This is a genomic window from Nostoc sp., from assembly GCF_036917465.1.
Taxonomy (GTDB): Bacteria; Cyanobacteriota; Cyanobacteriia; order Cyanobacteriales; family Nostocaceae; genus Nostoc.
In genome coordinates this window covers 53,669-76,452 of sequence record NZ_JBALDL010000096.1, presented here as the reverse complement: position 1 = coordinate 76,452, position 22,784 = coordinate 53,669, and the positions used below count along the sequence as shown (strand labels likewise).

The following is a 22,784-nucleotide window of genomic DNA, read 5'->3' as shown; positions in this document are numbered from 1 at the left end:
GTTAGAAGTTAGGAGTTTTGAATTTTTGACTCGTAACTCCTAACTTGCTTTTTATACTAGACAGGCGAGGAAATCTTGCTTGAGTTTGGCTGCATCAAGGTTGCGGCCGATGAAGACTAGTTCGTTTTTGGGGGTTTCGCTTGGTTTCCAGGGGCGATCGGGTTTGCCATCAAATATCATGTGTACTCCTTGGAATACAAATCGATTATCTTCTCCAGCAATATTTAAAATTCCTTTCATCCGAAAAATATCTGTCCCTTGGGTACGCAGTAACTCCGAAAGCCAAGCGTTTAATTTTTCTCCATCGACTGCACCTGCTTCTACTAAAGCTACAGAAAAGACGCTTTCATCGTGTACGTGGGTATCTTCGCCTAAGAAATCTGGATCAATTTCTAATGCGCGGTCTAAATCAAAGGCTTTTACACCTAATAAAGCATCCATTCCTAGCTCAGAATTTTGGGTACGGTAGATTTTTGCGATCGCATTCATCGCCCGAATCCGTTTTTCTAATTCATCCAACTCTTCTGGCGCGACTAAATCTGTTTTATTAAGTAAAATTACATCGGCAAAAGCAATCTGTTCTTGGGCTTCGTCTGCATCCCAGTGCTGCCAAATATGCTTCGCATCTACCACTGTAACCACTGCATCTAAAGACAATTGGCTTTGCAAATCTTCATCCACAAAAAATGTCTGAATCACTGGTGCAGGATCGGCTAATCCAGTTGTTTCAATTACCAAATGGTCAAATTTATCGCGCCGCTTCATCAAATTGCCAATGATGCGAATTAAGTCGCCGCGCACTGTACAACAGATACAGCCATTGTTCATTTCAAATATTTCTTCATCGGCATCGATAATCAATTGATTATCAATACCCACTTCCCCAAATTCATTGACAATCACAGCAACTTTTTTGCCGTGTTCGTAGGTGAGGATGTGATTGAGTAGAGTCGTTTTACCTGCTCCCAAATAGCCTGTAAGAACAGTAACGGGAACTGAATTGTTGATTACGTCAGCCACCATACTCTAAATTCCCCTTGTCTTACCTTATGGATAATCATTATCACATATCATAAATCTTTTTATATTTTTGTGCGAACTTGCTGTTATTTTGGCTTTCAGCAAAATCATCACATAATTTAATCTAGAGACATTTTATTTTTCTGCATCTGTAATAAGTAATAAATATTTATCAGTTGGAAATATTCCATACAAGCCTACACTCTGCCGGAAGTCGCAGGTTAGTACCTTGACAATCTCATAACTATAGTGATAATCATTATCACAGATAAATAAATTATCCTTTGATGGAGAAGCCTGGTGGTTTCAAGAAACATTACCTGCTTGAAAAAGCAATTAACTCAGACGGTGCAAGCATCTGCGTCTATTGCAGTCAATTTTTTGGTCGTTGCACCGTTGGTTGTATCTACTGCAATAGCCCCTGCACTAGCAGATGATACTCATAATCATTCAGATGAAAGTAGCTTTTATACCGGGTTAGATAGTTTAGAAGTTATTTCTACAGGGACATACGCAGGTTTAGAGAACCCCAACTACAATCGTTTGACCTTTCTCTTTGCACACAGAAATGAAGACCAACCTGAATCTAGCCATTTCCACGGCATTGGTGCTTATAGCTACTCAGGGTCGTTAGATAACCCAAGCATTAACTCAACCAATACAAATAACCGAATTCCTGAATCTTACTCAGCACAACCGCCACTAACATTATTACCTGGCACAGGGTTTTATAGTGGTCGCTTGATTAGTACCGCAACAGATAAGGAATATAGCAATCTGACGATAGAACCTTTAGCGTCTTTAGAAACTTCAAAAGAATTAGACAACCAGTATCTGTTCAATAGCTCTAATGGTCGTTGGCGATCCTCCCTACAGGGTGCAAATATTGGTTTACAATTAGCTTCAATTAGCAGTGGATTGAATATTGGCGATTCAGCAGGCGTTGATATTGTCAAGTCAGTCGGCGATATCTACACAATTGGTAGTGGTGATAATTTTTCCTTTACCCCTACCTTTTGGACTGATGCTACTGCACCACTGGGAACTTATTCTGCATCATTCAAACTTGTGGATTTAGGCAATGGCACTAACCCCATTCCCTTTAAGGATTCTGGTACTTTCAGTTTTGATTTTGAAGTGAAGACAGTGCCTGAGTCATCAACTATCCCTGCCCTTGGTATAGTCGGTTTACTGGCGCTTTCTGTTTCTCGTTTGCAAAAACTTACTCGCAGTAGCTTGAACTAATCTTAATCTCGCACCAAGGGACAAAATGATTTTTTGCGTCTTGGTGCGAGGATTTAATTTTATGAAGATAACAAAAAATCTTGAACTGCTTCTAAAACAACTGCTGGGTATTCTTCATGCAGTCCCAGAGAACCCCGAATAACAACGCTTTTAACTCCTGGTAAGGCTACCAAAGCGTTCATTTCTTCTCGTGATTTAGGGGGGCTAGATTCCCCTATTACTACCATGAGCGGTACGGTTAAAGACTGCACAAGTTCTAAAAAATCAGACTGTTCGTGTACAGCATCAAGATTACCAGTTACAAAAGCAGCAGATGCAAATCGCGCTCCCGGTTGTTGAGTTGTTTGCCACTTTTTATCGATGAAACTGGGTGTAATTTTAGCCGCGTCAGTAAAAACATGGCGGCGGTACATAAAACTTAGTAAAGATGGGACAGTGTTGAGTTTGTAGAGAGCTTGACCAAGTATAGGCGATCGCACCAATTCTCTCACCATGCCAGCTATTTGCTGACTTGCCCCCATTGTCGGTAAAGGGCCACGCCAAGTAGGAGCTAACAATACAATTTTTGAGATAGCAGCCTGCTTCACAGATAATTGTAAAACGTAACTAGCAGCATGACCAGCCGCGATCGCAGTAATGGGAGTATTAAAAATAGATTTGACAAAATCTTCCAGAAATTGCTGATATATTTCCGGTCGATAATTCAAACCAGGGCGAGAAGATTCACCAAATCCAGGCCAATCTATAGCTACAACTTGAAAATTGGCAGCTAGTAATTTAGCAAGTTCGCCTACTTCCGAACGGGTTGAAACACTGCTGAAAGATGGTAGTAGCAAGAGCGGTGAACCTTTACCAAGGGTTTCATAAACAACGCGCAATTGCTGATTTTCCCAATTCCAGAGATATTCTTGAACTACTCCACCAAAGCCAGTAGCAGCAGACTTAGATAATAAATTTGTTGACATAACACTAAATTTTGGTAGTTATACGTTATTTGTCATTTGTCCTTTGTCCTTTGTGAGTTGTAACCTAGCAATGACGAATTACCAATGCCCAACATATACGGTTCAGTTAAGGCTAAAACTCTGGTTCCAAAGTCAATTTTTGAACGTTCGCGGAGCGTGCCGGAGGCATTACCGCCAAGGTGTAGAGAACGCAGAGAGAAGAAAGAGATGCTTAACTTAACTGTATTGCAATGCCCAATGCCCAATAACCAATGACCAATGACTAATAACCAAGTTTAGCTAGGCAAATCTAACTTACATTCCAACGCTTTTTTTTGCATGGTTTTAAAAATGTTGTAAAATCCATTAGCGCGGGAAGGTGTCAGACTAACGTTTAAGCCTGTCTCTTGAATAAAATCTGGGGTAAGTTGGACAATCTCAGTTGACGTTAGTCCCTGCAATCCTTCAACTAGCAGCCCTACTAAACCTTTGGTTAACTGAGAATCAGACTCGCCCTGAAACACAACCTTACCATCATCCAAGGTTGCTGTGATATAAACTTGAGACACGCAACCAGGAACTTTATTTTCGGGCAATTTCTCAGCTTCTGGGAACTCATTGAGCTTCTGAGCATACCAGATTAGCTGTTCGTAGCGCCGCTTAGGTTCGGAAGCGCGTTGGAAGCGCTGGACAATTTTAGCAAGCGCAGGTGGCAAAGAATCTAGAGTTGAGGACATAACAGAAGCTGAAAACGATCGGTCTTACCTTGAGTGTAGATTATCTTGCTTGGCGATGCCCGCCGTAGGCATCGCATTCATATTCAGTTAGGTATTATATGCACCCAATCGTAAAAACTTAATTTTTTTATAAGCAACCTTGAACAACAATTTTATAAAAATTGCTTTGTATCAGTATATTTTTACTTACAAAAATAGCTGCAAATAGACGTTAACTAAGCAGCTAGGTGATAGCCAACAATTAAAAATTAAAAATCAAGAAAAATTCTGACTTTTAATTTTTAATTTCTCTTCCTTAAGGATTAATTCGTAGTTTGTGCAGCTAGCATTTGCTTCAGCTTTTCTAATTCCGAAGCCCAACGAGGATCTGGACGAATAGCGTCTGAATCGGTAGTTGTTGTTGTGCTGTTTTCACGAGAACCACCGCCACCACCGCCACGGCGAGGCTTCTTAGAGCTTTTTTCCCGACGGCTAGCTTCTCTACCTTCTCTATTAATGGTAGGAGCCGGCGTACTACCAGCCAGATTAACTGGTTTAGGAGCTTGTTCGTCGCCGCCCTCTTCACCCTTTGTCCGAGGCAATGCCTTTTCTAGCTTAATGGCAGTGTCTTTAAACATCTGACCATTATATTTTTCAATGATTTCGTCAGCTTGTTCGTCATTGTTGACGGTAAGAAAACCAAAACCACGGCATTTGCCAGTTTTGCGGTCTTTAATTAATTTAGTAGTTACAGCTTCACCTTCTGCTGCAAAAACTGCTTGCAAATCTTGACGATCGATTTCTTCTTTAGGCAAATTACCTATATATAGGCGAACGGACATGAACTATACCTCCAGAGTTAAATGAACATGGCAAGGCAAGAAAACAATTACTTGGCTTTGGACTTTTAAATAGATGCTATTGACCAAGACTGCCATCAACCAATTTTTTGCTCGAAACTGTCAACTTATACAACAATACAGTTTTTCGTCGGGATCAAGCTTGTTTAATCCGAAAGCCCACACTATGGTGAGCTAATAACACCTTAATTCTAAGAATTGTAAATTTAATAGCCTATTGCCTGCTAAAATACACGCTTTCTTCCATGCCTTTTTCGCAGAATCAAATACCATTCCTTACATTACCACGGTATTTTCTACGTAGCTAGTTTAGCGCATACATTTCTAACGTTAGTATTACTGCATCGTAACATAAAACACATTTTTTTATTCAAGGGAGTATCTTTTGAAACAAAAACCAGCCTGTGGCTGGTTGATTTCCTGCTGTGTTGGGAGGATAAAAAGGTATGGAGGGGGGAAAGCATCCGAATTAATAACTAAGCTGTAGTGCTGAGTTATTTTGGCTGCTATAGTTTGTGTAAATAAATGTAACATCTTTAAAGAAAACCTGCAACTTTTGTTTACATTCTGATTTGTCAGTTGTCCATTGTCCTTTGTCCCTTGCAAATAACCAATTCCCAATTCCCAATAATTAACCAGTAAGAAAAACGTATGCGCCCAAAGCCTGTGCTGCAACTGCCAAAAAAGTAGACCAGATGGGATGAGGGCTATGAATGGTTTTACCACTTTGAGTTTCTAGGGTTTGGATATCGATCCAAGGTGTTGCTCCTCGCCGGAACCAACCTGTGACGATAATTTGGCGACCGATTAGATCCTGGTGATTCACTGACTGTCCTAGCCAAGAAATGTGGTGTAATTTCACCAAACCTGCGCTGGATTGGAGGATTAAATCTTGCGCTAGGGAGTTGCTAGTGCCTTGACGACCTAATAATTTACCCACAAGACGCACGCTAACGCTATCAATGGGTAAGGCAGAAGGGTCAGCTAATAAGTTCGGTAGGTAGTCGTCAGTTTGTACGGTGGGGGATTTGATATCGGGGAAAAAAGAATTAATCCGCATCACTGTACCGACGCTAAAGCCAATTAGAAGGCAGCCTGTAATGAAAGACCAATCTTCATATATCCACTTTAGATTCAAAAACTTGAGTGCAAATGCTAGTTGCCAAGTTAGCCAGACCAAAGCTGCAAACAGAAGCCCTAGAGGAATTCCCAACCAGGGAGCGATTTGTAATAAGAAAGACTGACGCTTCACCCTTGATGGAACGCTAGCAAAATGTAGTTCGGTGTCTAGATGCCAGTGATGGGCGATTTGGCAGAGGCGTTCGATGCGATCGCCCATCAGTGGATGACTATTATTAATCGTAAACCATTGGCGATAGGGATTAGCAGTATCCCACTTCAAAAATGATTCAAAAGATAAATTGCTGGCAATAGTGCCTAAAGAAAGGCTCTGCTGATGGCTAACTGGTATCAGGAGATTTAGGTTTTCTAGTTGCCAACTGGTCTGTTCTTCTTTTTGGATATCTGCTGCAATGCCAATGGAAATTTTTAGTAAAGCGCGAATCAAGGCGTTGGGATTACCGGTGATTTCAGATGCGACGCGATCGCTATAATAAAGCCGCAACCGCGATAACCATAATCCAGTCCCAGTTAGCAAACCCCAAAGTCCATAAACAAGACTAGCCACAATTGTCACTGGCCAGCGCCAAACTTTCCCTGATATTTTGTCTCCTAACTCGGATATCTGCTGATATAGCTTATGAATTGGTAGTGTCACCAGCAGCAACAAAGACATGACAGCAAAATCCCAGTGAGCAATATGCCCTAGCTGCGTGGCGTAAATAATAGCGATTTCATCATCTGCCAGTTGCTCTAATAGCCCTTGACTCACAACAATCCTGGCATTACGTGGTAAACTACCGTAAGTCAGGATAATTGGTGCAGCCATTGGCAATATCCGCAGTTTGGGTAATGGCCAGTGGCGCTGTTGACAACAACGTTGTAGCACCCGCACAGCTTCGCGGCTATGGGCATTCAATACATCTTTGGAAAATTCTCGCTGACCATACAACTTCGCCAGTAGCAAATCCAGCAACCAAGGTGATACTCCGAGCAAAATCACCAATACCGTTAGCAACAATTTAGTAGGGTTACTGTATAAAAGCTGCAATGGCTCCAGATAAGGTAGTTTGACTAAAGTCAGGTTGATGAATCCCATTGCGAACTTGAGGATTTCTCGCATCACCCAAAATAGGGCAATGAATGTTCCTGCTGTCAACAAGCGTAAGGGAATTAATTTCGGCTTACGTAGGGGTTGCCATGCTTTGGCGCGTTGTGCTTGTCGCCAATAAATAACGCCGAATAATTTAGCTTGGGTGCGGGTTACGGAACCCATGAAACCGTTTAGAGGTGCAGTCGGTGGTGGTAATGGTGTCGCTACTGTAGCTTTGAGCTTAGGTAGTGGTACCATCGCCGGGATGTCATCACTCTTGGTTTCTATTACTTGAACTTCTGGCTTTTCCTCTAATGTAGGAGTTACCGGGGGGGTAACTGATGGAGAATCTGGGGTTGAATTCTCAAAAGCAACAAATCCAGTTTCGACATTTTTTGATTCTCGATCGCGTTTCTTGCGCTTTGTCAGGTGTTCGAGAGCGCGTGTTGCCCACTCTTGAACTTGCGGATTGTTACTCTCAATGAGATTCTGGGAAATAGCGATCGCTTGGGAAACTTCGCCAGTGCGAGCATAAGCCATCACTAAACCAACCTGGGCTTGTAAGCTAGCAGTACCATTGCTTTGGCTGTTAGCAATAGGTTCAAGTTGAGCGATCGCTGTTTGGTAATTTCCTTGCTTGAGGGCAACTAAACCAGCCTCCAAAGATGATTTGGCATGTGAAGGCATACAAATTCTGGCACTCCAATCTCTTCTAAGTGATCCACGTTTGGGCAAAAGCGCGAACCTCGGATGCCGTGGAAATCAACCGCGCCCAAGTTTTGCTTGTCTAAGTGAATTGATCGAGAAAGAATCCAGGAGTCAGGAGCGGAGCCGGAGACGCTCTGCCTCCAGTCAGAATTCAGTTGAGTCTATATGTAGGACTCATTCGGAATTCTGGATTCTGAATTCTGTATTCTTCTTCATTCTTTCACTGGTTCTTGACTAGAAAATACTGGAGCGATCGCGCTTAATTTTAACTCTGGATGGTCGCCCAGCAACTGTTGACAATTCCATTCATTACGGAATAACAACACTGGCCGTCCCATACTGTCCTTAACTGTAGTGGTATTGAATATTCGTCCCACTTTTTCTAATGCTTCCCAACCACCCTCAACCCAACGGGCGACACTGTAGGGTAATAAATCTAATATGGTTTCTACACCATACTCGTTTTCTAAGCGAAACTGTACGACCTCAAATTGCAACTGGCCCACCGCCGCCAAAATTGGATCGCGCTTGGCTTCATCAGTTGAATACATAATTTGCACAGCACCTTCTTCTCGCAATTCCGCAACACCTTTTTGGAATTGTTTTGACTTCGAGGGGTTGGGATTCCTCAGAGATGCAAACAGTTCCGGCGAAAAATACGGAATCCCTTCATATTCGAGCTTTTGTCCCGTGTAAATTGTATCCCCGATCGCAAAAACACCGGGATTGTTCAAACCAATCACATCGCCAGGATAAGCCACATCAATCGATTCCCGCTCTTGAGCAAAGAGTTTTTGCGGGCGAGATAGACGGATGAGTTTACCGATGCGGGCGTGATTCACCATCATATCTTTTTCAAACTTACCAGTACAGACCCGGATAAATGCGACGCGATCGCGGTGTTTCGGATCCATATTCGCTTGCAGCTTGAAGACAAACCCCGAAAATTCTGGGTAGGTAGGAGCAACTTCGCCCACACTGCTGTAATGAGAACCAGGTTTAAGGGCATATTCCAGGAAGTACTTGAGGAATAACTCTACCCCGAAGTTAGTCATAGCGCTGCCAAAGAACACAGGTGTCATTTTGCCTTCGTGTACCAACTGCAAATCTAGTTCTGGCCCAACTCCTTCTAAGAGTTCCAGATCGTTTTTCAGTTGGTGGTACAGGCTTTGTTCTAGCTGTTCTTCTATTTTCGGATCGCCTAATTCGACTACCGTATCGCGGGCTTCTCGGCTGCCGTGGGCGCTACGTTCAAACAGGTGAATTTGTTGTTTATGTCGGTCAAAAACACCTTTAAAGCGATCGCCCATCCCAATCGGCCAGTTGACTGCATAGGTTTGCAATCCCAATTCTTGCTCAATTTCATCCAACAATTCTAGAGGTTCTCTTCCGGGGCGATCGAGCTTGTTGATAAATGTAAAAATCGGGATACCCCGCAACTTGCACACTTCAAACAATTTGCGGGTTTGGGGTTCCAAACCTTTTGCCGCATCAATTAACATTACTGCATTGTCGGCAGCCGCGAGAGTCCGGTAAGTATCTTCACTGAAATCTTGGTGTCCTGGAGTGTCTAATAAATTTATTTGGCAATTCTGGTATTCAAATTGCAACACCGTGGAGGTAATGGAAATACCCCGTTGTTGTTCCATTGCCATCCAGTCAGAGGTAGCCTTACGCTGTGCCCGTCGTGCCTTAACTGCTCCAGCTTCGTGAATTGCACCTCCGTACAAAAGTAGCTTTTCTGTTAGTGTAGTTTTACCAGCATCAGGGTGAGATATAATCGCAAAATTGCGTCGCAGTTCAACTGCTTGAATAAGTTCAGACTGAAGTTCAGTAGACATAAATGTATTTGTTTGTTAGCTAACTTAATTCTTTTGACTCTAGTAAGTCTTTTAATCTTAAGACAACGATGCTCGTGATAGGGTCGTAGTATAACCAACAATCTGATTAAATAGGAGAAAGCAATGTACGACACAGACAAGCGAAAGCTTCTATCCGCCTTGGCACATGGATCAATTTTCTTCAGTACAACATTGGTATCTGTCGGTATCCCGATCGCCATACTGTTTGTATCTGACGATCCTGTTGTTAAAGAAAACGCCAAAGAATCCATCAATTTCCACTTTAATGTCTGGTTCTATGGTGCAATTCTGGGAGTGTTGTTTTTCCTATTCGGTTGGTTAGTGTTACCTCTATTATTGCTAGGGCCATTAGCCGGTCTGGGATATCTATTGCACTGGGGATTAACAATTTGGGCGCTCATCGGAATTTTCAGCAATCCTGATATACCTTTCCGTTATCCCTATATTTTTCGATTTCTTTAGAACAAATTGGGCATTGGGCATTAGGCATTGTCAGTTATTTTATTAACCTCTTATGCCTTGAGTTTGTACCCAACCAATCGTCAGGATTTTGCCAACAGAGGGTTTTACGATTTTGAATTTTGAATTTTGAATTACGAATTACGAATTATTTTCCCAGTCCGTTGGATAGGTGCAACCAAGCTGTAGAATACAAAATTGCCCCACAACTTGATTAAGAGTAGGGCAAAGGACAGTTAAGCACTGTTTGTAGTCTGTCTGACGGCAGGAAAATTTTAACCTGCTTTTGTGACGCTTTGTTTTGTGTCCATTTGCGTTGTTTTTCTTCATAAAATTTTATGTTTCCTATACATCGTCCCCGTCGTCTGCGTACTCATCCCCAACTGCGCCGGATGGTTCGTGAAACTGTTTTAACAACAAGCGATTTAATCTACCCATTATTTGCTGTACCAGGTGAGGGAATCGCTAACGAAGTGAAATCGATGCCTGGAGTCTACCAACTTTCGGTAGATAAAATTGTCGAAGAGGCAAAAGAAGTTTATGACTTAGGAATTCCTTCTATTATTTTATTTGGTATTCCGGCTGATAAAGATGTCGATGCCACTGGTGCTTGGCATGATTGCGGTATCGTCCAAAAAGCAGCGACGGCGGTAAAAGCAGCAGTGCCAGATTTGATTGTAATTGCCGATACTTGTTTATGTGAGTACACTAGCCACGGTCATTGTGGTTATCTGCAAGTTGGTGATTTAACAGGACGAGTTTTAAATGACCCAACTTTGGAATTGTTGAAGAAAACAGCAGTTTCTCAAGCGAAAGCCGGTGCTGATATCATCGCCCCATCTGGGATGATGGATGGGTTTGTCCAGTCAATTCGTGTAGGTTTGGATGAAGCAGGATTTCAAGACACGCCGATATTGTCTTATGCTGCTAAATATGCTTCGGGTTACTATGGCCCATTTCGGGATGCAGCAGACTCGACACCGCAATTTGGGGATAGAAGAACTTACCAAATGGACCCAGGTAACGGGCGCGAAGCAATTAAAGAGATTGAATTGGATATCGCTGAAGGTGCTGATATGCTCATGGTTAAGCCAGCTTTGGCATACATGGATATTATCTGGCGCGTGAAGGAAGCAACTAACTTACCAGTTGCAGCTTACAATGTTTCTGGTGAGTATGCGATGGTAAAAGCTGCGGCTCTCAATGGTTGGATTGATGAGGAGCGAGTAGTTATGGAAACTTTAACTGGATTTAAACGTGCTGGCGCAGACTTGATTTTGACTTACCATGCCAAAGATGCGGCGCGATGGTTGAAGTAAACTAGACAGTTAAATAATTGATCAATAAATCTCACGTAGAGGCAAGGCAGCACGATAGGAATCACATTTTATTTCTGAAATACGTAGTAGGGGCGCACAGCTAGTACCGTTCGGCGTAAATAAGTCAGCCTAAACGTCTAAAACCCTTATGCAATGGTAATTACGAATTACGTTAGCGTAGCGGTAGCGAGTCCGTGAGCGTCATTACGAATTACGAATTACGCAAAATGTAGGGGCAATTCATGAATTGCTCCTACGTGTAATTTTTTCCTGTTTTTGATTTTGTTGTCACCGATGATTTGTCAACATAAGTGTTTTTGAATTAACTATTTTTACCCGCTTTTAATCGGACACCTGTTATGATGAACCGGGCATTTTTGGCTGCGATAATAATAATGAACACAAATGCTACTTGATTTTTTGCTTAATAAAGGTAACAACCTGAGTTAGTTGTTTCTTCAAGCCATCGATTTCAGCTTGCATTTTGACAATTTTCTCGTTCAACGCATTAATTTCTGCCTCAGAGACTCCTCCAGCAGTAGGAGTTGCGTTGCTTGCCGCCGTAGGCATCGCAGTATTGGCAGCAGTAGGTATTGCTACCGTAGCAGTATTTGCGGCGCTAGGGGCTGCTACCTTAGCAGTATTTGCGACGCTAGAAGTTACAACTGTGCTATTTTTAACAGCAACCCCTGCTCCGACTGCGACTAATTCTGGGCGCGGCAGTTTCGCCTTGGTCATAGCTAACTTAATTGCGTTAATTAGTTGCTTTTGATCAAAAGGCTTGCCCAGAAATTCAAAGTATTCAAAGGGTTCCGTGATCTTCTCAGTTACTTCTTCCTTGCGACCAGACATGATCACCAAAGGAATTTTCCTTAATTCTGGATCGGCTTGAACTTTCTGGAAAACCTCCCAGCCACTCATTTTAGGCAACAGGAAATCCAGCATAATTAGGCTGAGTTTTTCCTGAAGAATAAAATTTAGTCCTTCTAAACCATCTTTTGCTTCCAGTACCTCAAAATTGCCCGGAGGCAACATTTCGCGTACTTTTACTCTGACAACTGTAGTGTCATCGATAACTAAAATCTTGTTGCTTGCCACGACTGTTTGCTCTAACAGAAACTTTAAGTGTAAATAGCGACTTTGCCGATTGTCCTTGAGAATCCTCCCACTATATACAAAATTTCTAGCAATTGGGGGATAGTATATTTCGGTATAAATGACATTGCTAGAGGTGTTTTGTAAAACTTTTTCTGGCGCTCTTTTCGATTTATGTCATGGTGATATTTAAGGCTTTAGCTTTGCTCTAGGGCATAAAGCAGATAAGGACACCGAGACACGGAGATATTAAGACTGTTCCCTGCGTCTATTCTTGTCTATGATTTGTCCATTGAAAGACCACTACTTTATATCCGTATCTTGCTTGGATGTCTATGATTTCGTCACAACAAGCTGAACTAAAGTCTGAAATTGCGGCAATGCCTAGCTGGTTACGTCGCCCTATCGGTAAAGCCAGTGAAATATCTACTGTACAACGCATTATTAAACAGCGCCAAATTCACACGATTTGCGAAGAAGGTCGCTGTCCCAACAGGGGAGAGTGCTATGCTCAAAAAACTGCAACTTTCTTGCTAATGGGGCCTACTTGCACTCGCTCTTGTGCTTTTTGTCAAGTAGATAAAGGTCATTCACCGATGCCTCTTGATTTAGAGGAACCGCAAAAGGTAGCAGAGGCTGTACAGCTTTTGGGATTGCGTTATGTAGTGCTGACTTCTGTCGCCCGTGATGACTTGCCCGATCAAGGCGCGGGTCATTTTGTGGAGACGATCGCTACTATCCGCCAATTAAACCCAGAGACTCAAATTGAAGTGCTGACTCCAGATTTTTGGGGTGGTGCTGGTGTTGGAGAATCAGGTCAACGCCAACGAATAGCGATGGTTGTAAAAGCTAAACCAGCATGTTTTAATCACAATATTGAGACAGTGCGGCGATTAACTGGGCCAGTGCGTCGGGGAGCTAAATACGATCGCTCACTCTCAGTACTTGCTATGGTCAAAGAAATCGATTCGACAATTCCCACTAAGTCAGGTTTGATGCTGGGACATGGTGAAACACTTGATGAAGTTATTGAAGCAATGGCTGATTTAAGGGCTGTAGAGTGCGATCGCTTGACTATTGGGCAGTATATGCGTCCTTCTCTAGAACATCTGCCAGTCCAAAAATATTGGACTCCAGAGGAATTCGATCAACTCGGCAGATTAGCATGGGAAATGGGATTCAACCATGTCCGTTCTGGGCCTCTGGTTCGCAGTTCCTATCATGCTGGAGAGGAGGGAGTGGGGAGTGGGGAGTAGGGAGTAGGGGAGATGAGGAGGATGAGAGAGCAGGGGGAGCAGGGGGGGAAGAATTAACCAATTCCCAATGCCCAATTCCCAATTCCCAATTCCCAATTCCCAAATTCACACAAATATTCTTAAAGAATTTGGGTATTTGGTACAGCAGTTTGGTATTTCTTAAAAAGTCATGACATTAGGAGAATCGGATTATGACCGCTAAAACAACGAAGAATCCTGCAAATTCCCCAGTTGCCGACAGTGGAGCTAAACCTCCCTATGCCTATCGCACAGGCTGGGCAATATTGTTGTTAGCTATCAATTTCTTGGTAGCAGCGTACTATTTCCACATTATTGAATAGTTAGAAGTGGAGAGGTGCTGCTCAAATCGTTCCTTTGAATAAACCTTTGGGACGAATGAGCAGCACCAAAATCATGATCAACAATGCTACACCCTGTTTGTACTGTGAACCCAGCCAGGGAGTACTGGCTTCTTGGACGATGCCAATGATAAAAGCTGCTGCGATCGCACCGTAAGGGTTGCCAATCCCACCAAGAATCACTGAGGCAAATAACGGTAAAATTAAAAACCACCCCATATTTGGACGCACGGCTGTAATCAAACCATACATACTGCCGCCCAATGACGTAAGAGTGCCAGCAATTAGCCAAGTCCAGAAAATTACTCGATCGACATTTATACCTGAAACCCTGGCTAAGTCCAGATCGTCAGCAACTGCTCGCATCGCCTTACCAATTTTGGTATTTTGCAATAGGTAATGCAGCCCCAAAATTGCTAGCACCGCTAACCCCAATACCAATAATTGATTTTGCGGTACTTTTAAGCCAAAGATATCTAAAGCTGTAGTCACAGGTAAATTATAATTTTGGTTCTTGCCACCCCAGATAAAAATAATCCCATTGCGAAGAAATAAGGCAAGCCCAATAGAAATAATAATCAGGGTAGTGGAAGTAGCACGGATAGAGCGCATCTTCGACCATAACAACTTTTCCGATAACAGCATTGCTGCTACTGTTCCTGCTGCCGCCAGGATCATTGACAGCCAAATATTAATTCCTGGAATATTTAGGGAAAACCAGAAAATTTGAATATCTATACCAGTATTTAACACAAATGTCAAATAGGCTCCTAAAGTTAAAAAGTCACCATGAGCAAAGTTAGATAACCGTAAAATTCCATAAGTAAGAGTCAGTCCAACTGCGGCTAGAGCAATAATGCTCCCCACCGCAATCCCATTGACGATTAGTTGGGCGAATTGTGTATCCATAAGTCTTAAGTTGCTTTAACAAATTTTAAGTGAGTGGTTCATATAATAATTTTTTTAGAATAGCTGCTAAATTCGACATCATAAGTTATGGTTTATAACAACATAAGTTATGGTTTATAAATAAAAAAGAATTGTCCGCTAATATACATAAAATCCTTTTCGGATTTTTATGTGAAGCTAAATTTGTTAAGCGGTCTAGTTGACCATGCAGCAGTACTCAAGCTTACCAGACCAGAACTCACAGATAGATGCAACGCCAAAAGTTTTGACAACAATTCAGCAACTTCGCGCCAAGTTGTGGCTGGAGAGCAGCTTGAACCAGTTGCAAAGTCACCTTAATCAGTACCTGCTTTCTGCTTGTAACAATGTCCTACAGGCAGAAGCCGCAGAAGCAGAAATTCTCCAAGCTGTGGTTAACGAGATTAACAGTGTTGTGAACAGCAGTAATCTGGCGCTTACAGATTATGCCGTTGGCATCGCTCTGTTTCAACCACAAGAAACTGTTGCCACGGTTTGCTATGTTTCTCGTTCTCCATCCCCAAAATCACAACCTTTATTTTTAGATGTGCTGACAGCAAAAAAAAAGCTGCTGTTGAGATTGCAAGAGGTTATAGAACTCGAAGATTTGCAACAGCTTGAGAATCAACAGCCACCAAGTGCTTGGCAGTTAGCTGATGATTCTGGCTGCATGGGCTGGCTAATTATTGCTGCAACACCCTTAAACTCAGATTGTAAGTCGCCCATAGAATCACAAGATCAACTTAGATCGGAATTGATGGCTAGGTTTGCCAAGCACTGTACTACAGCCTTGGTACAACTCAGACATATTCTATCTTTGCAGCAACAATATCAACATTTAAGTAACTCCAATCAAGAATTGCAGCGCACCAATCAACTGAAAAACCAGTTTTTGGCAAACACCAGCCACGAAATTCGCACACCACTTAGTTCTATTATTGGGTTTACCCATCTGCTTTTAGCTCCAGGGTACGAACCAACTAAAGAACGCCAGCAAGACTATTTAAATATCATTCAGTCTAGCGGCAAGCACTTGCTAGCTCTGATTAATGATATTTTGGATCTCTCAAAAATTGAAGCAAACCAGCTAGAAGTGCAGTGGGAAAGTGTAGATGTACAACTGCTATGTAGCAATGTTTTGGCACTGGTGAAAGAGAAAGCCGCTAATAAGGGTTTAAAACTGTGCCTAGAAATTAACCCCGATATCACAAGCCTAGTAGCCGACTCTTTGCGACTTAAGCAAATGCTGCTGAATTTACTCTTCAATGCCTTAAAGTTCACCAGCAAAGGAAGTGTTGGCTTACAGGTTGTTCCTGAAGGTGTATCTGTACATTTTACAGTTTGGGATACTGGCAGTGGCATTTCTCAAGAAGACCAAACTCAATTATTTGAACCCTATTTCCAAATTGCTAAGGCTGTCGCTGGTGGTGCTGAAGGGACTGGTTTGGGTTTAGCAGTGACTCGCAAACTTGCCCAAATTCACGGTGGTTCTGTGAAAGTGGAATCTGAAGTAGATAGCGGTTCGCGTTTTACCCTTGTACTTCCTCTTAAGCAAGAGACGGTATTAGTGGGAGATGAGGTAGATGAGGAAGCAAAATACTCCTCATCTCCTCTACCTTTCACCCCTAGTTCTTCTGTAGATATTTTGCTGGTAGAAAATGACTTACCCAACGCTGATTTGATGCAAATTTATCTACGGAAATTGGGATATCAGGTGACTTGGGTTGAGAATGCTGTGGAAATGTGGGATATTTTGACACAGCTAGAACCAGCAGTGATTTTGATGGATGTTTGTCTAGCAGATGAAAATGGTCTTAATTTGATAGAAAAACTGCGAGAAAATGAGCAATATCAAGCGATTCCGGTAATTGTTCAAACAGCAATGGCGATGAAAGGCGATCGCGAAACCTGTTTAGCAGCTGGAGTAAATGACTATATTTCTAAGCCGATTGATTTACCACATTTAGCCAGTTTGGTGGCCAAGTACAGCAAACCACCAGTATAGGGGAAGCAGGGAGCAGGGAGCAGGGAGCAGGGGGAGAAGAACTATTAATTGATTGCCCAATGCCCAATAACAAATGACTACAATAAAAATGTGTTGGGTGCTATAGGGTTTGAGTAGGATTGGGAAATGATGCTGATAGAAAAATTTGAGCAATTAAAAGCCTTATTTCAAGAGATGGAGCAGGCTTTGATTGCCTATTCTGGGGGCGTTGATAGCACTTTGGTTGCTAAAATTGCTTATGATGCACTGGGCGATCGCGCTTTGGCTGTTACGGCTGTTTCTCCTTCGCTCTTGCCAGAAGAGTTGGAAGATGCCAAAATTCAAGCCGCAACTATTGGGATTGCCCATAAAATCGTCCAGACTCACGAGATGGAAAATCCCAATTACACTTCTAACCCGGTTAATCGCTGTTATTTTTGCAAAAGTGAGTTGCACGACACTCTCAAACCTTTAGCTTTGCAGTTGGGTTATCCCTACGTAGTAGATGGCGTAAATGCCGATGATTTGCATGATTATCGCCCAGGAATTCAGGCTGCGAAAGAAAGAGGGGCGCGATCGCCTTTAGCTGAAGTGGGTGTTACCAAAGTTGAAGTTCGCCAACTCTCGCAACAACTCGGTTTACCTTGGTGGGATAAACCCGCTCAACCTTGCCTAAGTTCTCGGTTTCCTTATGGTGAAGAGATTACTGTCACTAAGTTACAACGAGTTGGGAGAGGAGAAATTTTCTTAAGAAAGCTAGGTTGGCAGAATTTGCGCGTGCGATCGGAAGGGGATACAGCACGCATTGAATTATCATCAGAACAAATTAAAGATTTTGTGTTAACTACAGATTTACAGAAAGTAGTTTCTGTATTTCAGGATTTTGGATTTGTTTACGTAACCTTGGATTTGGAAGGTTATCGCAGTGGTAAGTTAAATCAGGTTTTGAATAATCGGGAAGCCTTGGGTGTTAAATTATAAAATTTTGGTTTTATATTTCTTTAGCTTCTACAGAAACTAGAAAGCAACCGTTAATTCTCCAGGCATTATCCGGCTGTTTTTCCAGAAAATATAAAGCTCTCAAGGGAACTCCATCAGGAGCAAGTAGTAGAACTGGCTGAGTTATGTTTCCCTGGATGGTTGTTATCTTCTCAAAAAAGACGGAACGAGGACGGTAGACTGCTGGGTAACTTGTCTTCACCATCTGCATAAAATTTTCTGGTGTGCCAAATTGCGCCTTAATTCCCAGACTGGCGAAAGCAAAAGCGCCTTGGGCATCATCCTTTTTAAAAGCTGCCAATTGGTGTTCAATTAGCGAATGTATGGCGATCGCATCGTTGTTGGTAATTTCCATAAATCTAAAAATAGCGTAGCCGCAGCCCGTCGTAGACATCGCCCGACTTTGAAGCGATCGCTCAATTTTCACGCTGAGTCAGCTTGTATTCTATCTGTTGTAGCGCCGAGCGCCAAACATCATAACCCTCTTGCGACAGGTGCAAACCATCTGTGGTTAACTCTGGGCGCATATTGCCTTCCATATCCGTAAACCAGCTATAAATATTTAGATAATTAGCGCCTTCTTGTTTAGCAATTTGGGTTAATTGGGTGTTGATGTGACGAATGCGGCTATTAGAAAGTTTTGCTAGGCGAGTAGGCAAAATTGATTGGACAATGATTTCAGTTTTTGGGTGATCGTCCCGTAAACGACGGACAATGCGGCGATAATTACGCAAAATTGTGTCATCACTAGCGCCTTTTCGTAAGTCGTTAATCCCAGCCATGACGTAAATTACATCGGGACGGGTTGCCGAAAATGCCCCCAATCTTTTTAAAACCCCACTGGAAGTATCTCCAGAGATGCCTTGATTGAGCCACAATTTCCCACTAGGCAGTTTTTCTCTAGGAAACCACATGCTCAAAGAATCACCAACTAAGATACTTAGATGATTTGATCCTTGACCTTGAGCGATCGCTCTAGCTTCTAAAGCTAGTAAACTTTTCCAGTCATCATAAGTTAGTTGACGCTTCCTGATCGACTCCCACAATGATTGCAAATTATCACTATTTGTGCGTGTATAAATCTGACCTGTTTTCAAAGCCGCCAATCTTTGGTAATAAAGTTGATTACCAGATATCAGTGAAATACCCGTTGCTTGAGCGCTGGGGTTGACTGATGATTCTGTTGAAGCTGGTAATCCTTCACTACTAAGTTCGGGTACGCTAGAGACGTTTTTCTCGTCTACCGTCGGCTGTGAATTTTTTAGGGGTTGGAACGCTTGCCCACTGAGTTCTGGTAAGGAGAGATCAACACTGGGGATGATTTGTCTACTTACTATTGCCTGCGAGCCTTGTTTTAAATCCCACAGGAATCTCGAACTTTCTGGCAGGACAATTGACAAATGTGGAAGAGCCGATGCTGGTATTGCTAATCCTGTTAACAAGCCTGCTGCCAACAGATAAGGATCCCTCATCGCTTTCTCTCTCCTCTACTCACTCTTTTCCCTATCACAACATTATTCGCCTGCATTCAGGAAAATTTTACTTCGGTTAAGTTATTATTCTTATTTACACTGTATAGTTCTGTAAAGTGTGTTGAGGAGATTATCTTAGACAATTTACGATCTCTTTAAAGTACAGTTTTTTCGGTGGTATACAAGTCTTATTTGCGAGAACAGTGTTACTGAAAGCACTATCTTTACAAACTAACTATTTCGTAGAACTTAGTGGTCACAAATATTATAAGTGTGTATAACTTTGGAGATTATATCATAAGATTATCTGCCCTTCATGAGCAAGCGAAAGGTTTTTGTTACTGATATTCGAGAACTTGCTTAAAAAAGGTTAGGCTCTAAAATTGGTTTGGGATAATTCTGGAATCATCTACAGCACTGTCAAACAATATACATATTACGGCTTCACCAGTCTTAGCAAGTTGCATTAAGTCACAGTTTGAAGGCTCTAATGAATCGAAAAATATTTTTTCTTCTAATAGCGATCGCTCCTCATTATATAGAGACAGGATAGCTTGCAACAGTGATTCAACAAGTTTAGTGTTCATTTCGTATTTCGGTTTGTTTTACATACATTTTTTCTCTTAACTGCCTTTCGTTTTTTCCTTTTGGGATATGTATGAGAGATAACGAGATACTTATTTCTTGTTCATCTTCTCGATCAAGTGATTCAAATTGCGTGAATTCATCCTCCATCAAGAAGTAACGTGCTTCTTCTTCATTAGAAAATGTATATTTAGAACCATCACAATCTAATATTTCAGCAGAAAAATCATCATAAACTCTTAACCTTGCCCAATTTAAGTTAGGAAAACTACAGCACATCAGCCACCAATTCTCTTTAAGAATAGGTTTTTCTTGGAATTGCATTTGATTTCTATTTATTTCTATAATATCTTTGACTTTTAGCTAATTTCATGTCAATAAAAATCCCCCACCTTGCGGCAGGGGATTTTTATTACTTATCTACAAAACTAGCAGCCGAATTAACCGAACTTACCAGCAGTAGAAGCAATCAAGAATGCTGCGTAAGTCACGATGTAGCCAACAGTGAAGTGAGCTAGACCAACTACACGAGCTTGAACAATGGACAGAGCCACGGGCTTGTCCTTCCAGCGAACCAAGTTAGCTAGAGGAGTACGTTCGTGTGCCCAAACAAGGGTTTCAATCAACTCTTGCCAGTAACCTCTCCAGGAGATTAAGAACATGAAGCCAGTAGCCCAAACTAGGTGTCCAAATAAGAACATCCAAGCCCAGACAGACAGGTTATTCACGCCGTAAGGGTTGTAACCGTTAATCAACTGAGCGGAGTTAGCCCAGAGGTAATCGCGGAACCAGCCCATGAGGTATGTAGAGTTCTCATTGAACTGAGCTACGTTGCCTTGCCAAATACCTAGATGTTTCCAATGCCAGTAGAACGTAACCCAACCCAGGGTGTTCAGCATCCAGAATGTAGCGAGGTAGAAGGAATCCCATGCTGAGATGTCGCAAGTACCGCCACGACCGGGGCCGTCGCAAGGGAAGGCATAACCGAAGTCCTTTTTATCGGGCATCAGCTTAGAACCACGGGCATCCAAAGCACCTTTGACCAAGATCAAGGTGGTGGTGTGCAGACCTAAAGCGATCGCATGGTGTACCAAGAAGTCGCCAGGGCCAATGGTCAAGAACAGGGAGTTAGTACCAGCATTGATGGCATCTAACCAACCTGGCAACCAAACGTTAGCGTAGTTAGGCCATGCTGTGTAAGCAATACTATCTGGGTTAGATAGCAATGTATCTAAACCGTAAAGTACCTTACCGTTAGCAGCTTGGACGAATTGAGCAAATACTGGCTCAATCAAGATTTGTTTTTCAGGAGTACCGAAAGCAACTACTACGTCGTTGTGTACGTACAGACCAAGGGTGTGGAAGCCTAAGAAAAGGGATACCCAGCTGAGGTGGGAAATAATCGCTTCTTTGTGCTTCAACACGCGCTCAAGAACGTTACCCTTGTTTTGCTCTGGGTCGTAATCACGTACCCAGAATATTGCTCCGTGAGCAAAAGCACCAAGTATCAGGAAACCAGCAATGTATTGATGGTGCGTGTACAGCGCTGCCTGAGTCGTGTAGTCCTTCGCAATAAATGCGTAGGAAGGCATGGCGTACATGTGCTGCGCTACCAAAGAGGTAACGGTTCCCAGAGCAGCTAGGTGAATACCCAACTGGAAGTGCAACGAATTGTTATAGGTGTCGTACAAACCTTGGTGAGGCAGGTTGAACTGACCTTCACTATTAGTACCAGGTACTAAACCGGATTTGGAGTTCAGCATTTCTTTCATGCTGTGACCAATCCCAAAGTTTGTCCGGTACATGTGACCGGCAACAATGAATAAAACTGCGATCGCTAAGTGGTGGTGAGCGATGTCAGTCAACCACAAAGCTTCTGTCTGAGGATGGAAGCCACCCAAGAAAGTCAGAATTGCAGTTCCTGCACCTTGGGATGTGCTAAATACATGCCCAGGAGTGTCAGGGTTTTGAGCGTAAACAGCCCAGTTACCTGTAAAGAATGGTGTCAAACCGGCTGGGTGGGGTGGTGTGTTGAGGAAGTTATCCCAACCTACGTGTTGACCGCGAGCTTCGGGGACAGCAACGTGAATTAAGTGACCAGCCCATGCCAATGAACTAACACCAAACAAACCTGCTAAGTGGTGGTTTAGGCGATGTTCAGCGCTCTTAAACCATGCCAAGCTAGGACGGTACTTGGGTTGCAAGTGCAGCCAGCCAGCAAACAGGAATACAGCTGCGAACAATAACAGGAATACTGAACCGTTGTACAGTTCGCCGTTTGTCCGCATCCCGATGGTATACCACCAATGGTAAAGACCAGAGTAGGTAATGTTTACGGGATTACTAGCGCCCGCTTGGGTAAAAGCTTCGATCGCTGGTTTACCGAAGTGGGGGTCCCAAATCGCATGGGCGATAGGACGGATGTGAAGGGGATCTTTAATCCACTGTTCAAAGTTACCTTGCCAGGCCACGTGAAACAGGAGGCTGGATGCCCACAGGAAGATGATTGCCAAGTGACCGAAGTGAGTTGCGAAAATCTTTTGGTAAAGATTTTCTTCCGTCATGCCATCATGGGTTTCAAAATCGTTGCCTGTAGCGATCGCATACCATATCCGACGAGTCGTCGGATCCTGTGCGAGATCCTGGCTAAATTTCGGAAATTTTGTCGCCATAGGTTTAATAAATCCTCTGACCTTTAGCCATCAAATATCAGCGTCTAGAGTCCTGAGTCCTGAGTCCTGAGTTCTGAGTTTTGACTCAGC

Annotated in this window: 21 protein-coding genes; 8 read left to right on the top strand and 13 right to left on the bottom strand. The window is 42.7% G+C overall.

Annotated elements, in window-relative coordinates:
* Positions 1-51 precede the first annotated feature (51 nt).
* Positions 52-1,023, bottom strand: coding sequence for a CobW family GTP-binding protein (locus V7K38_RS26195; RefSeq protein WP_334862126.1), 972 nt, complete (start codon positions 1,021-1,023; stop codon positions 52-54).
* Between the two features lie 297 nt (positions 1,024-1,320).
* Here V7K38_RS26195 and V7K38_RS26190 point away from each other — a divergent pair, with 297 nt between their 5' ends.
* A complete protein-coding gene (locus V7K38_RS26190; protein ID WP_334862124.1) occupies positions 1,321-2,265 on the top strand; it encodes an all3515 family Zur-repressed PEP-CTERM protein in 945 nt (314 codons plus the stop codon).
* A 59-nt stretch (positions 2,266-2,324) separates the two neighbouring features.
* Here V7K38_RS26190 and V7K38_RS26185 read toward each other — a convergent pair whose 3' ends face one another.
* Positions 2,325-3,230, bottom strand: coding sequence for an alpha/beta fold hydrolase (locus tag V7K38_RS26185; RefSeq protein WP_334862122.1), 906 nt, complete (start codon positions 3,228-3,230; stop codon positions 2,325-2,327).
* Positions 3,231-3,314: 84 nt separating this feature from the next.
* Between V7K38_RS26185 and V7K38_RS26180 the strand changes: the two genes are divergently transcribed.
* Entirely contained in the window at positions 3,315-3,485 is a 171-nt protein-coding gene (locus V7K38_RS26180) for a hypothetical protein (RefSeq protein WP_334862120.1), read from the top strand.
* Between the two features lie 20 nt (positions 3,486-3,505).
* On the opposite strand, the gene V7K38_RS26175 is transcribed toward V7K38_RS26180, so the two are convergent.
* The 4 genes from V7K38_RS26175 to prfC form a co-directional block, all read right to left on the bottom strand.
* The gene (locus tag V7K38_RS26175; protein ID WP_334862118.1) at positions 3,506-3,946 is read right to left on the bottom strand and encodes a SufE family protein; all 441 of its coding nucleotides are present in this window, start codon (positions 3,944-3,946) and stop codon (positions 3,506-3,508) included.
* Between the two features lie 302 nt (positions 3,947-4,248).
* Positions 4,249-4,767, bottom strand: coding sequence for an RNA recognition motif domain-containing protein (locus V7K38_RS26170; protein ID WP_334862116.1), 519 nt, complete (start codon positions 4,765-4,767; stop codon positions 4,249-4,251).
* Positions 4,768-5,416: 649 nt separating this feature from the next.
* Positions 5,417-7,684 (bottom strand): M48 family metalloprotease, encoded by a 2,268-nt coding sequence (locus V7K38_RS26165; RefSeq protein ID WP_334862114.1) that lies wholly within the window; start codon positions 7,682-7,684, stop codon positions 5,417-5,419.
* Between the two features lie 233 nt (positions 7,685-7,917).
* A complete protein-coding gene (gene prfC / locus V7K38_RS26160) occupies positions 7,918-9,546 on the bottom strand; it encodes a peptide chain release factor 3 (RefSeq protein WP_334862112.1) in 1,629 nt (542 codons plus the stop codon).
* 123 nt (positions 9,547-9,669) lie between these two features.
* Between prfC and V7K38_RS26155 the strand changes: the two genes are divergently transcribed.
* Both V7K38_RS26155 and hemB read left to right on the top strand, forming a co-directional pair.
* Positions 9,670-10,029 (top strand): DUF4870 domain-containing protein, encoded by a 360-nt coding sequence (locus V7K38_RS26155; protein ID WP_334862110.1) that lies wholly within the window; start codon positions 9,670-9,672, stop codon positions 10,027-10,029.
* 335 nt (positions 10,030-10,364) lie between these two features.
* Positions 10,365-11,345, top strand: coding sequence for a porphobilinogen synthase (hemB, locus tag V7K38_RS26150; protein ID WP_334862109.1), 981 nt, complete (start codon positions 10,365-10,367; stop codon positions 11,343-11,345).
* Positions 11,346-11,753: 408 nt separating this feature from the next.
* Here the strand turns inward: hemB and V7K38_RS26145 are convergent, their stop codons facing one another.
* Positions 11,754-12,443, bottom strand: coding sequence for a response regulator (locus V7K38_RS26145; RefSeq protein WP_334862107.1), 690 nt, complete (start codon positions 12,441-12,443; stop codon positions 11,754-11,756).
* Positions 12,444-12,775: 332 nt separating this feature from the next.
* On the opposite strand from V7K38_RS26145, the gene lipA reads away from it, so the two are divergent.
* Both lipA and V7K38_RS26135 read left to right on the top strand, forming a co-directional pair.
* Positions 12,776-13,696, top strand: coding sequence for a lipoyl synthase (gene lipA / locus V7K38_RS26140; protein WP_334862105.1), 921 nt, complete (start codon positions 12,776-12,778; stop codon positions 13,694-13,696).
* 191 nt (positions 13,697-13,887) lie between these two features.
* On the top strand, positions 13,888-14,037 hold the full coding sequence (locus V7K38_RS26135) for a photosystem I protein PsaX (protein WP_334862103.1): 150 nt from the start codon (positions 13,888-13,890) through the stop codon (positions 14,035-14,037).
* 21 nt (positions 14,038-14,058) lie between these two features.
* On the opposite strand, the gene V7K38_RS26130 is transcribed toward V7K38_RS26135, so the two are convergent.
* Complete coding sequence (locus V7K38_RS26130) at positions 14,059-14,964, bottom strand: branched-chain amino acid ABC transporter permease (RefSeq protein ID WP_334862101.1); 906 nt, start codon at positions 14,962-14,964, stop codon at positions 14,059-14,061.
* A gap of 205 nt (positions 14,965-15,169) precedes the next feature.
* Here V7K38_RS26130 and hrmK point away from each other — a divergent pair, with 205 nt between their 5' ends.
* Both hrmK and larE read left to right on the top strand, forming a co-directional pair.
* On the top strand, positions 15,170-16,987 hold the full coding sequence (gene hrmK, locus V7K38_RS26125; RefSeq protein WP_334862099.1) for a hybrid histidine kinase/response regulator HrmK: 1,818 nt from the start codon (positions 15,170-15,172) through the stop codon (positions 16,985-16,987).
* 126 nt (positions 16,988-17,113) lie between these two features.
* Positions 17,114-17,947, top strand: a complete 834-nt coding sequence (gene larE / locus V7K38_RS26120; RefSeq protein ID WP_334862098.1) for an ATP-dependent sacrificial sulfur transferase LarE — start codon at positions 17,114-17,116, stop codon at positions 17,945-17,947.
* A gap of 10 nt (positions 17,948-17,957) precedes the next feature.
* Here the strand turns inward: larE and V7K38_RS26115 are convergent, their stop codons facing one another.
* The 5 genes from V7K38_RS26115 to psaB all read right to left on the bottom strand — a co-directional run bounded on the left by V7K38_RS26115 (position 17,958) and on the right by psaB (position 22,694).
* A complete protein-coding gene (locus V7K38_RS26115) occupies positions 17,958-18,320 on the bottom strand; it encodes a DUF4864 domain-containing protein (RefSeq protein ID WP_334862226.1) in 363 nt (120 codons plus the stop codon).
* 61 nt (positions 18,321-18,381) lie between these two features.
* Entirely contained in the window at positions 18,382-19,437 is a 1,056-nt protein-coding gene (locus V7K38_RS26110; protein WP_334862096.1) for an SGNH/GDSL hydrolase family protein, read from the bottom strand.
* A 377-nt stretch (positions 19,438-19,814) separates the two neighbouring features.
* Positions 19,815-20,024, bottom strand: a complete 210-nt coding sequence (locus tag V7K38_RS26105; protein ID WP_334862094.1) for a hypothetical protein — start codon at positions 20,022-20,024, stop codon at positions 19,815-19,817.
* Positions 20,014-20,346: a hypothetical protein gene (locus V7K38_RS26100; protein ID WP_334862092.1), complete on the bottom strand. Its 333-nt coding sequence runs from the start codon at positions 20,344-20,346 to the stop codon at positions 20,014-20,016. Before V7K38_RS26100 ends, V7K38_RS26105 begins: the two co-directional genes overlap by 11 nt.
* A gap of 116 nt (positions 20,347-20,462) precedes the next feature.
* Entirely contained in the window at positions 20,463-22,694 is a 2,232-nt protein-coding gene (psaB, locus tag V7K38_RS26095) for a photosystem I core protein PsaB (RefSeq protein ID WP_334862090.1), read from the bottom strand.
* Positions 22,695-22,784 lie beyond the last annotated feature (90 nt).

Excerpts from the sequence above, each read along its gene's own strand:
- V7K38_RS26100 (WP_334862092.1), bottom strand. The coding sequence starts at position 20,346 with ATGCAATTCCAAGAAAAACCTATTCTTAAAGAGAATTGGTGGCTGATG.
- lipA (WP_334862105.1), top strand. The coding sequence starts at position 12,776 with ATGATTTCGTCACAACAAGCTGAACTAAAGTCTGAAATTGCGGCAATG.
- hemB (WP_334862109.1), top strand. The coding sequence starts at position 10,365 with ATGTTTCCTATACATCGTCCCCGTCGTCTGCGTACTCATCCCCAACTG.
- hrmK (WP_334862099.1), top strand. The coding sequence starts at position 15,170 with ATGCAGCAGTACTCAAGCTTACCAGACCAGAACTCACAGATAGATGCA.
- V7K38_RS26175 (WP_334862118.1), bottom strand. The coding sequence starts at position 3,946 with ATGTCCTCAACTCTAGATTCTTTGCCACCTGCGCTTGCTAAAATTGTC.
- V7K38_RS26180 (WP_334862120.1), top strand. The coding sequence starts at position 3,315 with ATGCCCAACATATACGGTTCAGTTAAGGCTAAAACTCTGGTTCCAAAG.
- psaB (WP_334862090.1), bottom strand. The coding sequence starts at position 22,694 with ATGGCGACAAAATTTCCGAAATTTAGCCAGGATCTCGCACAGGATCCG.
- V7K38_RS26195 (WP_334862126.1), bottom strand. The coding sequence starts at position 1,023 with ATGGTGGCTGACGTAATCAACAATTCAGTTCCCGTTACTGTTCTTACA.
- V7K38_RS26170 (WP_334862116.1), bottom strand. The coding sequence starts at position 4,767 with ATGTCCGTTCGCCTATATATAGGTAATTTGCCTAAAGAAGAAATCGAT.
- V7K38_RS26185 (WP_334862122.1), bottom strand. The coding sequence starts at position 3,230 with ATGTCAACAAATTTATTATCTAAGTCTGCTGCTACTGGCTTTGGTGGA.
- V7K38_RS26115 (WP_334862226.1), bottom strand. The coding sequence starts at position 18,320 with ATGGAAATTACCAACAACGATGCGATCGCCATACATTCGCTAATTGAA.
- V7K38_RS26105 (WP_334862094.1), bottom strand. The coding sequence starts at position 20,024 with ATGAACACTAAACTTGTTGAATCACTGTTGCAAGCTATCCTGTCTCTA.
- larE (WP_334862098.1), top strand. The coding sequence starts at position 17,114 with ATGATGCTGATAGAAAAATTTGAGCAATTAAAAGCCTTATTTCAAGAG.
- V7K38_RS26130 (WP_334862101.1), bottom strand. The coding sequence starts at position 14,964 with ATGGATACACAATTCGCCCAACTAATCGTCAATGGGATTGCGGTGGGG.
- prfC (WP_334862112.1), bottom strand. The coding sequence starts at position 9,546 with ATGTCTACTGAACTTCAGTCTGAACTTATTCAAGCAGTTGAACTGCGA.
- V7K38_RS26165 (WP_334862114.1), bottom strand. The coding sequence starts at position 7,684 with ATGCCTTCACATGCCAAATCATCTTTGGAGGCTGGTTTAGTTGCCCTC.
- V7K38_RS26155 (WP_334862110.1), top strand. The coding sequence starts at position 9,670 with ATGTACGACACAGACAAGCGAAAGCTTCTATCCGCCTTGGCACATGGA.
- V7K38_RS26110 (WP_334862096.1), bottom strand. The coding sequence starts at position 19,437 with ATGAGGGATCCTTATCTGTTGGCAGCAGGCTTGTTAACAGGATTAGCA.
- V7K38_RS26135 (WP_334862103.1), top strand. The coding sequence starts at position 13,888 with ATGACCGCTAAAACAACGAAGAATCCTGCAAATTCCCCAGTTGCCGAC.